This window comes from Staphylococcus sp. HMSC059F04 (assembly GCF_001812565.1).
GTDB classification, from domain to species: Bacteria; Bacillota; Bacilli; order Staphylococcales; family Staphylococcaceae; genus Staphylococcus; species Staphylococcus lugdunensis.
On the sequence record NZ_KV809468.1, the window covers coordinates 315,926 to 331,526 of the forward strand.

Below are 15,601 nucleotides of genomic sequence, written 5' to 3' on the forward strand. Positions count from 1 at the left end.
ATCTTACTGCTGTTTTTCTGACATTTATGTCCCAGCATCTTTTTGTCTTACTACTAAGCTAATATTAATTTAAAAAATATGCTTCCACTTCTTTCCAACCATTTACACGTGTAAAGCGTGTTTCGTTTACATTATGCGCTGCAGTGTATATAATGGGTTCGCCTTCAAAAATAGCTAATTGACGTGGGTTATCATCAATTAAATAATCAGCTTTCACGATATTTTTTCGTCCACAAAACACAAAGTGTTGAGGATCTAAAAATGGAAAGTGTTGTAATAACCATTCATATTTATCATGAAATGATGTTGGAACATCCATCGCAGCCGTAGCAATATATACATCGTACTGTGCCGCTAATTTTTCGACAACTTCTTGTGCAGCTGGTAATACTGGTAACTGTCTAAAGAAGCCAGGCGCATTTAAAATCTCCCTAACTAAGCCATCATGTTCAGGTATCATGTGCTTTAATTTTTTCCCATTTAAGCCTTCCATCGTTATTCCCAAATTCGTTTGTTTATTCACCGCTTCAATAATAGCTCCCAAAGTATCGGCTAATACTTCATCCATATCTATCGCAATTTTTTGTCGGGTCATTCCTTTGATCGCTCCGTTTCTATTTGTTTGTGTAGTTATACAGTATGAGTATAGCAAAATTTTGTTATACTTTCAGACTGTAGCCAAATGCTTTTTCATTTCATTATCATGCGTTTGTCTTGCTCATTTGCACTTGGTACAAATCTGTTTATTTGTAAATTAAAAAGTCATACTCTTACTTAAAAAGTAAATAGCATGACTTTGCTTATATATTTATTATGTCTTATCGTTTCAATTTTAATAATCAAATTGTTGTAAGACTTCAATCATTTTATCGTTTTGTTCTGGAAAACCAATAGTGATACGCACACCTGTTGGGAATGGTCTTGTAATGCATCCTACCTGTAGTAATTGTTGATATAATTCCTGAACTTTATCTGTCACTACAAAAATAAAATTCGTTTGACTAGGTAAGAAGTGCTTACTTTGTGGAATCGCATAAAATTTTTGGCGCTCTTGTGCATTTTTTTGTGTAATATCATGTAAATAATCTTGATCTTCCAATGCTGCGATTGCTGCATATTCTGAAATACGCGTCACATTAAATGGCGGACGAATAATATTCCATTTATCAATTGCTTCATTCGTTGCAATAACATAACCAACACGTAAACCAGCCAAACCATATGCTTTAGAAAACGTACGCAGTAAAAATGCATTATCAAATTCTTCTTGTAACTTCAAAGTATCTGGATAATCTTCAGCTGTCACAAATTCAAAATACGCCTCATCAATTAATACTGGGACGTGACTTGGAACACGCGATAAAAAGTCATGCAATTTTTCATGTGTAAAATACGTCCCTGTTGGATTATTAGGATTACACAACCATACTAATGCCGTTTGTTCATCAACTTCATTTAAAATACCTTCTAAATCAAAGCCGCCATTTTTAAGTGGTACTTGAACCACATCTGCAGATTCAACGATCGCATTATGATAATATTGTCCAAAGGTTGCTTCACTTGTAACAATCTTATCGCCAGGCGTTAATACCGCCCTAGAAATCATTAAAATGACTTCATCAAGACCAGCACCAAATAAGATGCGTGACTCATCTATATGTAGGTGAGCACTAATCGCTTTTCTTAATGAAGGTGAACCAGTTTCTGGATAATAATACAATTCATCTAAATGATCTGTTATGGCTTGTTTGACTTTCGGAGAGGGCCCATACAAGTTTTCATTAGATGCTAACTTATATAGTTCTCCCTCAATACCAAACTGCTGTTTCAATGCTCTAGGGGATAATCCAGGTTGGTATGCAGATAATTGATCTAGTTGCTTTTTCAAAGTTAACCACTCCTCCGATAATTGTCTGAAATTTTAAAAAACTTAATACTAATTATAACGTGTTTCCTAGTTACATATCAAGTTCATTATATGACAATCAGCATCGAAAATCAGGCTTCCTATTAATGTACACCACGCATTGCTCGAATCACTATAGGTGAAATTAAAAATAATAATACACCAATAATTAAGGTAAACAACCCTGAATACATGAAGAATTGTTGTTCTGAAATGCGTTTGAAAAATACGACTGTTTGGCTATTAATACTTTGTGCTGTGGCATTGCTTAGCATCCATAGCGCCATCATTTGTGCAGATAAATGTTTAGGTGCTAATTTAGATGTTACGGATAAACCTACTGGAGAAATACAAAGTTCTCCGACAGTAATAAATAAAAAGCTAAGTGCTAACCACAACGGGTGTGTTAATTCTGTAGAACTCATCAAAGGAATCATCATCACTAAATAGGATAGTCCGGCAAAGATTGCACCAAGTGCAAATTTGTGCACTGTGCTTGGATTATGTTTACCCAGCCTTGTCCATAAGTTAGCAAATACCGGAGCCAACACAACAATAAATATTGGATTAAGTGATTGGGCCCAAGCTGCTGGTATTTGAAAATCAATCAGTCCATTTGTCAGCTTGCTCATACTGAGTTGAGTGTTTTGATCTGCAAAATTAGCTAACACGGTTGATCCTTGTTCTTGAATCATCCAAAATGCGACTGATGTTATAAATAAAGGAATATAACTATAAATGCGCTTACGTTCAACTTCATTTGTTTTTTTATTCGTAATCATATAAATAAAAATATATATAGGTAAAACGATACCAATAATAGTTACTATTAAGGTAAAACTTTCAAGACTAAGTAACCCGGTAAATTGTAAGACAATTAAGATAATTGCAAACATAATAATTGCACTACCCACCATTAAACTTAATCGTTTAATTTCTTCTTTTTTTAATGGATTGGGAACACTGAGTCCAGCTAACCCTAAAAATCTTTTATTGGTAACCACATAGACCACAAGACCAAGGAACATACCTACAGCTGCTGCCGCAAAACCAACATGGAAACCAAGACGTGTTTGTAAATATCCAGTTATAAATGGCGCAAGTAAGCTTCCAAGGTTAATACCCATATAAAATATTGTAAAGGCACCGTCCAAACGTACATCATCATGTGAATATAAATCGCCTACAGTGGTAGATATATTAGGCTTTAATAATCCGGTACCGGTAATTAATAATAATAATGCAATAAGCACTAATGTAAAGTTACCTGGTATTGCCAACAGGATATGCCCAAACATGATTAAAATACCACCATAAAACAGCGCGTGTCTTGTACCTATAATCCTGTCTGCAATCCAGCCACCTATAGATCCTGACATGTAGATTAACGCACCATATATTGAGACAATTTGTAAGCCTGTTGCTTGGCTTAACCCAAAACCGCCATCCGTTACAGCGTAATATAAATAATACGCTAAAATAGCTTTCATCCCGTAATAACTAAAACGTTCCCAAAATTCAGTAAAAAACAGTGTGCTTAATCCTTTTGGATGCCCAAAGAAACCTTTTTGTGGCACACTACTAACGATTTCTTGACGTGTATAATTCTTGTTATTCATTTCCCCACCTCATTCGTAATACCCTCAATTTTATACTTCATATGAATTAATCACAAGTAAAATCAAAAGAAACACAATTAAATTTAGTTACAATATGCTACTAAAGTTTTATTATTACAATTTATCATTTGAATATATTTCTTCTTATATTCCTTTATCATACGCCTATATATTCATGCTTCTCACGCTAAAAAAGACGCAGAGAACAACTTGATTTAATCGTTGTTTTCCGCGTCTTCAGTTCAATATGGAGGTATTTTATCTTATGAAGTATACAGTGCTATTTTATAAGCCCTTCTTTTTTGAGAAACGCTTTAGCAACTTGATATGGATCTTCATTTTTCACAGTCACTTTATAATTCATTTCTTGCATTTCTTCATCTGAAATTTTACCTGCTAATCGATTCAATGGTGCTTTAATTTCCTTATGTTCATTTAAGAATTTTTCTTTAAACATTGGCGCACCTTGATATGGTGGAAAGACATGTTTATTATCTTTGAGCACAACCATGTCATATTGTTTCAGTTCTGCGTCAGTTGAGTAGGCATCAATTAAGTTGATATCTCCCTTTTCTATAGCAGAATAACGCAATTTGGGTTCCATCGTTTTTACATTATTAATATTTAAGTTGTAAGACTTTTTGACTGCTTTAAAACCATCTGGACGATCGTTAAATTCTAATGTAAATCCTGGTTTCAATTGGTCAGTAACCTTGGCTAAATCATCAATTGTTTTAAGATGATGCTTTTGAGCAAAATCCCGTTTAACTGCTAAAGCATAAGTATTATTATACTTCATTGGCTTAAGCATCGTCATATCATATTTTGATTGTAAGCTATCTTTAGCTTGTTGATAAACTGCTGCCTCTTTTTTAGATTTTAAATCTTCTTTTGTCAATTCTCCTAACACTGTACCAGTAAATTCTAAATAGCCATCTATATCATCGGATTTTAAGGCGTTGAATAGAAATGCTGTCTTACCCATACCATCTTTCACTTCGACTGTATCATCCGTTTCTTCTTCTATTAAAATCTTATACATATTCGTAATAATAGATGGTTCTGATCCTAATTTCCCTGCAAGCGTAATCGTATCCCCTTTATGACTAAGCAATGGTGCAACAATCGCGATAATGATAACTAATAAGATGGCACCCGTTGCCAGCATTAATTTTTTATAAGATAATTTTGCCATTAATCTTAAAATAACATCAAAAATAATAGCCAGTAACGCAGCAGGAATGGCACCAATTAAGATAAGCGATGGATTGTTACGGTCAATACCCAAGAGAATCAGATCTCCTAAGCCACCTGCACCAATGAGCGCAGCAAGTGTAGCTGTACCAATAATTAGAACCATTGCTGTACGAATACCTGCCATAATCACCGGCATGGCAATCGGTAATTCAACTTTCGTTAAGCGACGAAATGGTTTCATCCCAATCCCTTTTGCTGCTTCAATTAACGATGGATCTACTTCTTTAATTCCGGTATATGTATTGCGTAATATTGGTAATAATGCATAGACCACTAAAGCAATAATGGCAGGCACACGGCCTATACCAAACAATGGAATCATTAAACCTAGTAATGCTAGAGATGGAATAGTTTGTAGGACAGCAGCGATATTCATCACGATTTCAGAAATACGTTTTGCTTTTGTTAATACAATGCCTAACGGTACAGCAATCAAAATAGCAATAAGTAACGCAATAAAAGAAATTTGGATATGCTCTATTAAAGTAGCCAATAATTCTTCTTTACGCGCGTTTAATGTAGTAATAAACTCATTCATGCTGTTTCACCTCTTTGCCCTTGTGCTAAATATTCAAAGACATCTTCTCTTGTAAGAAGTGACTGAACATGAGTGTCATGATTTTCTACTAACAATGCTTCATGTTTGCTTAACATATCAAATAAGTCATCAATATACTGGTCTGCGCTCACGACTGGGTAATCTGTTGACGCAGCCATTTCATTTAACGGTGTTGTGATATCTAATTCTTTCAACTTAATATGTTGTGATACAGATGTTTGTTGTAAATAATTACCCATAAATTCTTGGACAAACTTACTTTGTGGGTGTGTTTTAAATCCTAATGGTGTATCGATTTGTTCAATATGGCCTTGATTCATGACACAAATACGATCACCAAGTTTCATGGCTTCTTGAATATCATGTGTTACAAAGACAATTGTTTTGTTAATTTTAGTTTGGAGTGCAAGTAAATCGTCTTGCAACTTTTCTCGACTGATAGGGTCAAGTGCACTGAAAGGTTCATCCATTAAGATGACTGGAGGATCTGCTGCCAGTGCACGCACTACACCCACTCTTTGTCGCTGTCCACCAGATAGTTCATCAGGCTTGCGATTTTTATATTTATCTGGTTCTAAACCAACCATTTCTAATAGTTCGTCTACGCGCTGGTCAATCTCTTTCTCTTTCCATTTTTTCATTTGTGGAACTTGTGCAATGTTTTCTTTTATTGTCATATGGGGGAATAGCGCGATTTGCTGTAGTACATAGCCAATGTCCCATCTCATTTCATATACTGGAAAATCACTTACTGGTTTATCTTTAAAATAAATATAGCCTTCAGTTAATGGGATAAGTCGATTAATCATTTTTAACGTTGTCGTCTTCCCACAACCTGAAGGACCAATGAGCACAAAAAATTCGCCTTCATTGATTTTAAAACTAAGGTCATGAACTGCAATATTTTGGCCATAACGTTTCGTTACATTTTTAAATTCAATCACATTTACACCTCTATTACGCAAATTAATAATATTTTGTCTATTATTTATAAAAGATTGACATCAATACAACGCGTACATTTTTCTTTGTTATTCCCTTTTATCATAAAGTTAATGATAATACTAGAAAATTTTACTTTTATATATTAAAAAGATGAGTTTGAATGCCATTGCCATTCAAAAACTCATCTTACTTATTTTAAGTGTATGCTATTACTTTTATGATATGTTTGCTTTGTAAGATTGAATGCATTCTAAAAAGTTAGGACAATAATGTTTTAATTTATAACTACCTACACCTTCTATAGCAATCATTTCTTGTTTCGACGCTGGTTTACGTTTAGCAAATTCTTCTAACGTATAATCCGAAAAGATACTTACTGGTGCAATGCCTAACTTATTACTTAATTGTTTACGTACATCAACAAGTTCATTGTATAGCGCGCGATCAACGCCTTCGACAGTATTGATATAAACCTTTTCTTTAGATTTTTGTCTGAATGGCGTTGTAAATATCGTTACGTCTTCCTTTAATAAACTTTGCACACTTTGGTCACAAATCAATATTTCGTTATGTTCATTTAAAAATCCTTTGAATCTTAACTCATCAATAAGATGACTTAATTCTGACGTTGTATATGCTTTCATAATGCCATAAGTAGATAGCTGATCATAGTGATTGTATTTAATATAATCGCTTTGCTCTCCTCTTAATACTTGAATAATGACACTATAATTTTCTTGCTGTCGCATTCGCGCCACACAACTTACTATCATTTTGGCTTCTTTGGTCATATCATATGTTTTATTTTCTTGAACACAATTGCTACATTGTTGACATTCTTCTAACTTTTCATTGGGTTCAAAATAATGCACAATTGTGGCTTCGAGACATTTTTTAGTCTTGGTATATTGCAACATTTTAGTTAATTTTTCACCCATTTTATCTTTGTAGTCATCATCAGCTTGAGACACAGAAATAAAATATTCATGTAAATCTTTATCGCGCTCACTGTATAATAAAATACATTCACTTTTTAACCCATCTCGACCAGCACGTCCTGCCTCTTGATAGTATGATTCTAAATCACCAGGCATATTATAATGAATCACATATCTCACATTAGACTTATCAATACCCATACCAAATGCATTTGTTGCTACAACAACTTTAATACGATCATAAACAAAATCATTTTGTGCTTGTTCTCGTTCTTTGTTTGACAATCCTGCATGATATATCGCTGCTTCAAGATCAATGCTTTGAATGGCCTCTTGCAGTTCTTCAACTTGTTTGCGCGTCGAACAATATATGATACCTGCTTCATCTCGATGCGCTTGCACATAATCAAGGACAAATTTTTGACGCTGATACGTAGGATTAACTTTGAAGATAAGATTACGACGTTTAGTACTTGTCTTAACCCGATTATCTGCAGAAATATAAAGTTTATCCATAATATCTCGTTGCACTTCAGTTGTTGCGGTAGCGGTAAGCGCAATAACAACAAAATCTTGAGGTAGTGTCATTACTTTTTGAATGACATTCTGATAACTCGGTCTAAAATCATGTCCCCATTTAGAAATACAATGCGCCTCATCAAATGCAATTAAATGAATTTCCAGCTTACGCAATATACTTAAAAAATATTGGTTTTCAAAGCGCTCAGGTGCCACGTAAAGAAATTGAATTTTACCAGAAGCCAACTCCTGTTCAATCTGCTTTTGTTGCTTTTGACTTAGACTACTGTTTAAGTACGCTGCATGAATTCCCATTGCTTTAAGTTGATCTACTTGATCTTTCATCAATGAAATAAGCGGACTAATAACAACAGTTGTACCACCTAACTTCAGCCCGGGAATTTGATAACAAATCGATTTTCCCCCGCCTGTTGGTAATACACCTAATACATTATGATGAGCTAAAATTTTAGTTATAATTTCTTTTTGACCTGGTCGAAAAGATTGATAACCAAAATAATGCGATAATATTGCTTCCATTTCTGCATTCCCCTTATACCTCTTTTAATTCTTCTAACTCGCTCCATCTCGTTATATCTTCATCATATGTCTGTTCTAGTTGTTGTTGTTCAATAGTTAAATCTTTGATTTTAGCGTAATCCGCACTTGCCTCAATCATTTCTTGTTCAATTTCTGACAAGCGTATTTCGGTCTCTTCTATACGCGACATCAATGACTCGTATTCACGCTTTTCTTTATACGATAGTCCTGTTTTTTTACGTTCTTTTATCTGAGTTTTTGATGTGTTGGTTGCTTGCTTTTCTATTGCTAGCTGTTTATCCTTTTCTTTTTTATATGTTTCGTAGTCTTCAAAACTACCAACAATACGTTCCATCATGCCATCATGAATAAACCAATATTCCTGAGCAACCTTATTCAGAAAGTAACGGTCATGGCTAACTGTTATTACTGAACCGCCAAACGAAGCAATATAATCTTCAAGTATCGTCAATGTCTCAGTATCTAAATCATTTGTTGGCTCATCTAGTAATAACACGTTTGGCTGATGCACAAGCAAGCGCAATAAGTATAATCGCTTTTGCTCACCGCCAGATAACTTATAAATCTTTTTACCATGTGTTGAACTTGGAAATAGAAATCGCTCAAGTAGTTGAGTGATTGACACCGTCGTTCCATCTTTTTCTTTGGCAACTTCACTCTCTTCCCTTAAGTAATCAATCATGCGGATATCACGATTTAACGTTTCTTCAGTTTGTTTAAAATAAGCCACCTTAACAGTCTGACCTATCTTTAACGTTCCCTCAAATTGTTGATCTTCGCCGCTAAGTATATTGAGCATTGTTGTCTTTCCTGCACCATTAGGTCCAACGATACCAATACGTTGCCCACTCTGTATAATTTGAGTTATATCTTGAAATAGCGTTCTGCCATTAATTGTTTTTGTTAGACTATCAAGCTCATATACTTGTTTGCCTAAACGAGAATAAGCTAAATTTAACTCACCTTTATCTTGTGTCTGTTGCTGCTTTACATCTGCCTCTAAATCGTTGAAGCGATGAATACGTGCTTGTTGCTTCGTAGAACGTGCTTTTGCTCCTGCACGCATCCAAGCTAACTCTTGTTTATAAAGCGCACGTTGTTTATCATTTTGCTTTTGTTCAATTACTTCTTTTTCGGCACGCATCGCTATATAGTCTTCATAATTTCCAGGGTATGTCGTTAATTTTCCACGGTCAAGTTCAACAATGCGTGTTGACACTTCATTTAAAAAATATCTATCATGCGTTACAAATAATACGGTATAAGGATATTGTTTAACATAATTAATCAACCAATTAATCGATTCGAAATCCAAATGGTTCGTTGGTTCATCTAACAATAATAAATCAGGTTGTTCAATCAACGTTTTAGCTAACACGACGCGTTTTTGTTGTCCACCTGATAAAGAACTGACTTGTTTTGTCGTGTCATGAATACCTAATTTAGATAAAATCGTTTTTATCTCCGCATTATAATCCCATGCTTCATGTCGATCCATAGCTTCTTGTGCAGCCATCATTGCTTGAAAATTTCGGTCGGTCTGTTCAACTGTATATTGTTGTACCGCTTGTTCATAGTGTTTAATGATTTGTAATGTGCTTGTCTCTGAACTGAGCACGGCTTCAAACACCGATAAATTACCATCTAAATCTTGTTTTTGAGAAGAATACCGAATACGATATTGATTAGGATGTGTGATATCGCCAGTAAAATCATCATCTATACCACCCATCACTTTGAGTAGCGTGCTTTTACCTGTACCATTGATACCAACTAATCCAATTTTTTCATGATTTGAAATCGCTAAACTCAAGTCATCGAAAATAACTTTATCTGCATATGACTTATTAAGATGTTCTATTTTATATGCTTCCATGACGTGATTTCCTCTTTTACTATCGAAATTTCAAAATGATTTTGATAAGCTTAATTCAGTTCTATATATTATACACCTTTTTACAGGTAAATGATACAAGGAGTCACGTTTATGGAAGAATTATTTGGAAGCTTACCATCCTATTTCCAAGCACTAATCGCTGGAATAATTACCTGGCTTCTTACAGCATTAGGTGCAGCTGGTGTGTTTATTTTTAATAAAGTAAACGGGAAAGTTCTTGCTTCCATGCAAGGATTTGCAGCTGGTATCATGATTGCTGCCAGTTTCTGGTCATTATTACAACCTTCGATTGAGTTTAAAGAAGGTACTACATTACCTTGGTTACCTGCTGCAATTGGCTTTTTACTAGGTGGCTTATTTATTCGGTTGCTAGATGCTATTATTCCTCATATACATCAACGTATTGGTGATAAAAGTCATTATCGTGAAGGTGTAAAAACGTCATTAAATAAGAATACTTTGCTCGTTTTAGCAATCACATTGCACAACATCCCAGAAGGTCTATCAATTGGCGTTGCCTTCGGAGGTATTGCCTCTAGTAATGAACATGCGACCTTTCTAGGTGCACTGGGCTTAGCTATAGGCATTGGCATTCAAAACATTCCAGAAGGTGCTGCTTTATCAATGCCTATTCGTGCTGCTGGAGCTTCAAAATGGAAAGCCTTTAATTATGGGCAAGCATCTGCACTGGTTGAACCCATATTTGCTATACTTGGTGCTGCACTTATAGTAGTTATGACACCCGTTCTTCCCTATGCATTAGCATTTGCTGCTGGGGCAATGATATTCGTTGTCGTGGAAGAACTCATTCCAGACTCACAGTCAGGTAATAACACAGATTTAGCAACATTGAGTTTAATGATTGGCTTTACAATCATGATGATATTAGATGTTGCTTTGAGTTAATATTATATGAATTAAAATACAATAAAAAAGGCAGTCTGACTTCATTCGTTCAGACTGCCTTTTGTTTGGTCACTAATAAATATAGAGTTAATTGCGCTATTTTTATATTCAAAATTTAAAAATCGGACTAGTGATTTAAATCACCAGTCCGATTTATTATAGAACCAATTATTTTTGGTTGCCTTTTGGTCCCGTTTTATATTCATATTTAGCTGGATTGACTTTTTTGAAATCTGGATTGTTGTAAAATCTGAATAAATCACCATTCAGAATACTATCGCTCATTTCAAGGTCTTTTTCAACTTGTTGTTTATTCTTATCAAAGTCTTTTGGTTTCTTTTCTAATAGTTTGTTGTCTTTATTAGAATATATTTTACCATTAACATATTTATAATTTTGGGTAATGAAATCACCATTTCTAAATGGTATCACATCTTTATGCTCTTTTGATAACAAGTCGGTACCCATCATAATATAGTTCTTCGTATCAATACCAACTAAATGTAAAATCGTAGGCATAACGTCCATTTGGCCAGCGTATGTTTTGTCAACTGTACCTTCTTTGCCTGGTATTTTTAACCAGAATCCCGTACGGTTTAAGTCTGTAAACTTGGCTGGTGTAATTTGTTCACCTAATAATTTTTCCATTGCATTATTATGATTTTCAGAAATACCATAATGGTCACCATAAATCATAATAACAGAGTCGTCATATAAACCTTCTTTTTTCAAGTCATTAACATACTGTTCTAACGCTTGGTCTAAATAATGTGCCGTTTGAATATAGCCATCTACTGTAGAATCTCCCGTATTTGGTTTATCTATATCAGCATCTTTATCATCTAAAGTAAACGGATAGTGGTTCGTTAATGTGATTAGATGTGAATAGAATGGTTTTTTCATTTTCTTTTGATAACCTGCTGATTCTTTAAAGAACTCTTTATCTTTTAAACCTAAGTTCACGACATTATCTTCAGACATATCATAGTATGTTGCATCGTAAAATTTATCAATACCAAAGTGTCGATAGATTTGATCACGATTCCAGAATGTTTTATAATCACCGTGCATCACGTTAGACGTATATCCTTGCTTTTGATCTAAAATCGCTGGCAATGATTGATACGTATTGTCTCCTTTTAATGAAAAGGCTGAACCTTGTGGTAAACCATATAAACTGTTATCCATCATAAATTCAGAATCAGATGTTTTACCTTGTCCTGTTTGATGGAAAAAGTTTGGATAATATCTGAAATCCTGTTTACCTGAAGATAGTTTATTTAAAAATGGTGTTACTTCTTTACCATTTACCTTTTTATTGATTAAAAACGTTTGGAAACTTTCTAAATGAATTTTAATTATATTTTTCTTTTTTGCTACCCCGAAATACTCAGGATTTGCTTTAGTTCTTTTTTGCTTCGTATAGTTTAAAACTTTAGTTAAATCATCTTCGGATGCTAAAGCTTTCTGTTGATTATTTTGAATTGTTTTAACGCCGTCATAAACCGTAAAATTATATGGTCCTAAATATTTCACCAAATATTTATGGTCAAATGTACGCGTTAATAATTCAGGTCTGTCTGTTTCAGCAAATGCTAAGTTTAAGAAAAATAAAGCGACTGAAGCAGCCATCACAACAGGTACAAACTTCTTACTAAATACGCGTTTATCTAGCCAATTGTTTTTGAAAATCAAGATAAATAAATAGATGAAAGTATCAATAAAGTATACAAAATCATACCATTTAAACGATGCGGTTACTGCGCCCCCCATAGATTCCACATTACTAGCTTGATTCAACGTACTAAATGTTAAAAAGTCAGTAAAGAATCGGAAGTAAACCACATTGGCATAAAGTAAAAAAGTTAATAAAAAACCAGCGATAAAAATAAACCAATATGCTTTTTTTCCTTTAAAGAATAGGAAGACACTTAAAATAAGTGCTACTAAACTATATGGATTCATTAATAATATTAAATTCTGAACTAATCCCTTAACACCCAAGGAAAAATCAACATAGTATGAAAAATACGTTTTCAGGGTTACTGTTAACACAGTTAAGATAAAAAACGTAAAAAGACTTATTTTCTTTTTGCGTATGCTCATGTGTGTTTCCTCCGTTTATAATTATTCCAACTTTAAAAGACCTGTACATATTACTTGCGATAGGCGCTTTATCTTTCGTTCGCCTTCACTATCCCATGCTAAAAAAGTTAGGAAAAAGATGAAACGATGTGCTATCACAGACGCATCGTGCTTGTTTCAACTTTCAATATTTCTTTAAAATTGCGTTGTGTTCCTCTGGTTTCAGTGCCCACGTTAATCAATGATGCGTTTAACCCCATTATATGTAAAACGTATCATAACGATTGTAAATGGACCGTTCAAATCTATAGTAGTATCGCTGTTGTTTACTGTAGTTATGAATAAGCGAAAAATCCCCTACTTAAAACATTAACTTTGTTAATATTTTATTAAGAAATTTCATTCATTGTAATTGAATTGTAACAAAAGTGCATAGTTCAATATATAAATATATAGTATATTTGACCATCTTTCAAGTAAAAAGAAAATAATATCACTGCATAAACTACAAGACAATACCATATTATAACTTTTTTTCTTTTAATTTTAATCAGTCTAAAGGCTGACCTCTGTTATTTTAACATTTCTAATTTCATGCGATACTCAATCGCATGAAAGATTTGATTAACCCAATGACTATATTTGACAACATTCTTTTCTGCGGTTTCAACATCGATAAATTGAAATTTTAGTCTTGCGCCTTGTGGTTTTTGTGCTAATTTAGATAAATGATAACTTGCAATTGTGCCAATTTGAGGATAACTTCCTAGCGTATAATGATCATTAAGTAAAATAATAGGCGTACCGTCACGTTTAACTTGAATGGTTCCCCGCTTCACACTTTGATGTGCCGGCATGTCCTCGTAATAGGCTTTGATACTTTCTCCTTGTAAATACATTCCCATGCGATTAGCTTTACTAGTAACTTTATAATCTCCTAATGTAAAGCGCTGTACAGTAGCTTCATCAAAATCTTCTGTCCCTTTATTTTTAATTACATGAAAGACATCTGAAATATAGTTAAATGATAATGCGTATCCGTCTATTCCCCAATCGGTTTGATTGCTTTCGGCTAAATTTTCAAATAACTTGGTGTGTCGATGTGAGTAGTTATTTTTTAATTGTATCGTATCACCAGCTTGAAGTGTTCTTCCTTTAAAACCACCAATATGCGTATTAAAGTCGGTAGAACTAGAGCCCAACCATTCATCTAATTGAAAGCCTCCACCTACTGCAAGATACACACGAGAAGTACGGCTTGTTTCATTGAATGTTAATGTGTCGCCCGCTTGAATTAAATATAATTTATAAGGTGTGATGGTAAGGTGCTCTGTCTGTGCTTTAAAATTACTACCAGTTAATGCAATTAAAGTCGGTTCAGTAAACTGAAGTGTTGGCAATTTATGTGTCATTTCTAGTGTCGCTTCATTCTTATCATTAGCGACAAGTCGATTGGCAATTTCATGGGCAAGCTCATCTAAAGCACCGCCTGGAATAACGCCATCATGCTCGTATCCGCGACGTCCAAAATCTTGAAAACTACTAAATAGTCCTTCTTTTATAACTTTAATCGACATGGTTCATATGCTCCTAATTCTATCTCATCTTCAGCAATCGCTTTAAAGGTTACTGAATCTCCTAATTTGATTAATGTGAAATCGGCTTGGTCAGGATAAAATAATTGTAGAGGAGTATACCCTATCACCAACCAATCATTGTATGTGTCTGTAGTCACAATGCCACACTTTTTACCTTCTAAAATTACTGACCCAGCAGGTACTTTTTTCTTGTTTGCACTCGTATGATTTACATATAAGCTTTCATTTAATCCACTTAAATAAGGAAAACCTGGTGAATACCCCATCATTGATACAAAATACGCTTCAGATGTATGTAAATTCACAAACGTCTCAAAATCAAGCCCATATTCTTGTAATAATGGTTCTAAATCTGGACCATAAGTACCACCATACACAACAGGTATGTCACAAATTTGTTTCGTTTGTGTGGCAGCTGTTTGTTCTAAATCAGCTTGACTTATCTGTTCTATTAAATGTTTCATGTGCTGATAGGGGGATTCAATATGATGATGTTTAATCATATCGCGGGCATCATAAACAATCATCATATCAGATTCAGTTGGCACAATCTCAACAATAAATGGTAAGTCTTGCTTAACTAGATAATCTCTCAGTAATAACAATTGTTGTGTTACATCTTTAGACACATCTTTTTGGATAGCCACTATAATAGCTTGGTCTCCTTGGCTATATATTTTCATAAACACACCTCTAATATTTTTAGACTTGTAAATTTCGGACAATTATTGTGCAGGCACACTGACTACAAAACTATTTGATTAATGATAAAAAACATCCATAATGCGCACTACATATGGAATAAGCGACT

At 34.1% G+C, this 15,601-nt stretch carries 11 protein-coding genes; 1 reads left to right on the forward strand and 10 read right to left on the reverse strand.

Going from position 1 to position 15,601, the window contains the following annotated elements; translation table 11 throughout:
• Positions 1-64: 64 nt before the first annotated feature.
• From HMPREF2864_RS06420 to HMPREF2864_RS06450, 7 genes are all read right to left on the reverse strand, one after another.
• The gene (locus HMPREF2864_RS06420; protein ID WP_002459750.1) at positions 65-595 is read right to left on the reverse strand and encodes a 5' nucleotidase, NT5C type; all 531 of its coding nucleotides are present in this window, start codon (positions 593-595) and stop codon (positions 65-67) included.
• Between the two features lie 237 nt (positions 596-832).
• Positions 833-1,888 carry a histidinol-phosphate transaminase gene (gene hisC / locus HMPREF2864_RS06425; RefSeq protein WP_002459751.1) on the reverse strand — a complete coding sequence of 352 codons (1,056 nt, stop codon included), beginning with the start codon at positions 1,886-1,888 and terminating at the stop codon, positions 833-835.
• A 122-nt stretch (positions 1,889-2,010) separates the two neighbouring features.
• Positions 2,011-3,525 carry a peptide MFS transporter gene (locus HMPREF2864_RS06430; RefSeq protein WP_002459752.1) on the reverse strand — a complete coding sequence of 505 codons (1,515 nt, stop codon included), beginning with the start codon at positions 3,523-3,525 and terminating at the stop codon, positions 2,011-2,013.
• Between the two features lie 280 nt (positions 3,526-3,805).
• Positions 3,806-5,320, reverse strand: a complete 1,515-nt coding sequence (locus HMPREF2864_RS06435) for an ABC transporter permease/substrate-binding protein (protein WP_002459753.1) — start codon at positions 5,318-5,320, stop codon at positions 3,806-3,808.
• Positions 5,317-6,285 carry an ABC transporter ATP-binding protein gene (locus HMPREF2864_RS06440; RefSeq protein WP_002459754.1) on the reverse strand — a complete coding sequence of 323 codons (969 nt, stop codon included), beginning with the start codon at positions 6,283-6,285 and terminating at the stop codon, positions 5,317-5,319. The genes HMPREF2864_RS06435 and HMPREF2864_RS06440 overlap by 4 nt, the downstream gene beginning before the upstream one ends.
• A gap of 216 nt (positions 6,286-6,501) precedes the next feature.
• On the reverse strand, positions 6,502-8,283 hold the full coding sequence (recQ, locus tag HMPREF2864_RS06445; protein WP_070545051.1) for a DNA helicase RecQ: 1,782 nt from the start codon (positions 8,281-8,283) through the stop codon (positions 6,502-6,504).
• A 13-nt stretch (positions 8,284-8,296) separates the two neighbouring features.
• A complete protein-coding gene (locus tag HMPREF2864_RS06450) occupies positions 8,297-10,180 on the reverse strand; it encodes an ABC-F family ATP-binding cassette domain-containing protein (RefSeq protein WP_070545052.1) in 1,884 nt (627 codons plus the stop codon).
• Between the two features lie 111 nt (positions 10,181-10,291).
• Between HMPREF2864_RS06450 and HMPREF2864_RS06455 the strand changes: the two genes are divergently transcribed.
• Positions 10,292-11,107 (forward strand): ZIP family metal transporter, encoded by an 816-nt coding sequence (locus HMPREF2864_RS06455; protein ID WP_002479362.1) that lies wholly within the window; start codon positions 10,292-10,294, stop codon positions 11,105-11,107.
• Positions 11,108-11,275: 168 nt separating this feature from the next.
• Here the strand turns inward: HMPREF2864_RS06455 and ltaS are convergent, their stop codons facing one another.
• The 3 genes from ltaS to HMPREF2864_RS06470 form a co-directional block, all read right to left on the reverse strand.
• Positions 11,276-13,213 (reverse strand): polyglycerol-phosphate lipoteichoic acid synthase LtaS, encoded by a 1,938-nt coding sequence (ltaS, locus tag HMPREF2864_RS06460; protein WP_002479363.1) that lies wholly within the window; start codon positions 13,211-13,213, stop codon positions 11,276-11,278.
• A 551-nt stretch (positions 13,214-13,764) separates the two neighbouring features.
• Complete coding sequence (locus HMPREF2864_RS06465) at positions 13,765-14,769, reverse strand: 5-oxoprolinase subunit C family protein (RefSeq protein WP_002479364.1); 1,005 nt, start codon at positions 14,767-14,769, stop codon at positions 13,765-13,767.
• The gene (locus tag HMPREF2864_RS06470; protein ID WP_002459760.1) at positions 14,751-15,473 is read right to left on the reverse strand and encodes a 5-oxoprolinase subunit B family protein; all 723 of its coding nucleotides are present in this window, start codon (positions 15,471-15,473) and stop codon (positions 14,751-14,753) included. Before HMPREF2864_RS06470 ends, HMPREF2864_RS06465 begins: the two co-directional genes overlap by 19 nt.
• Positions 15,474-15,601: the final 128 nt, after the last annotated feature.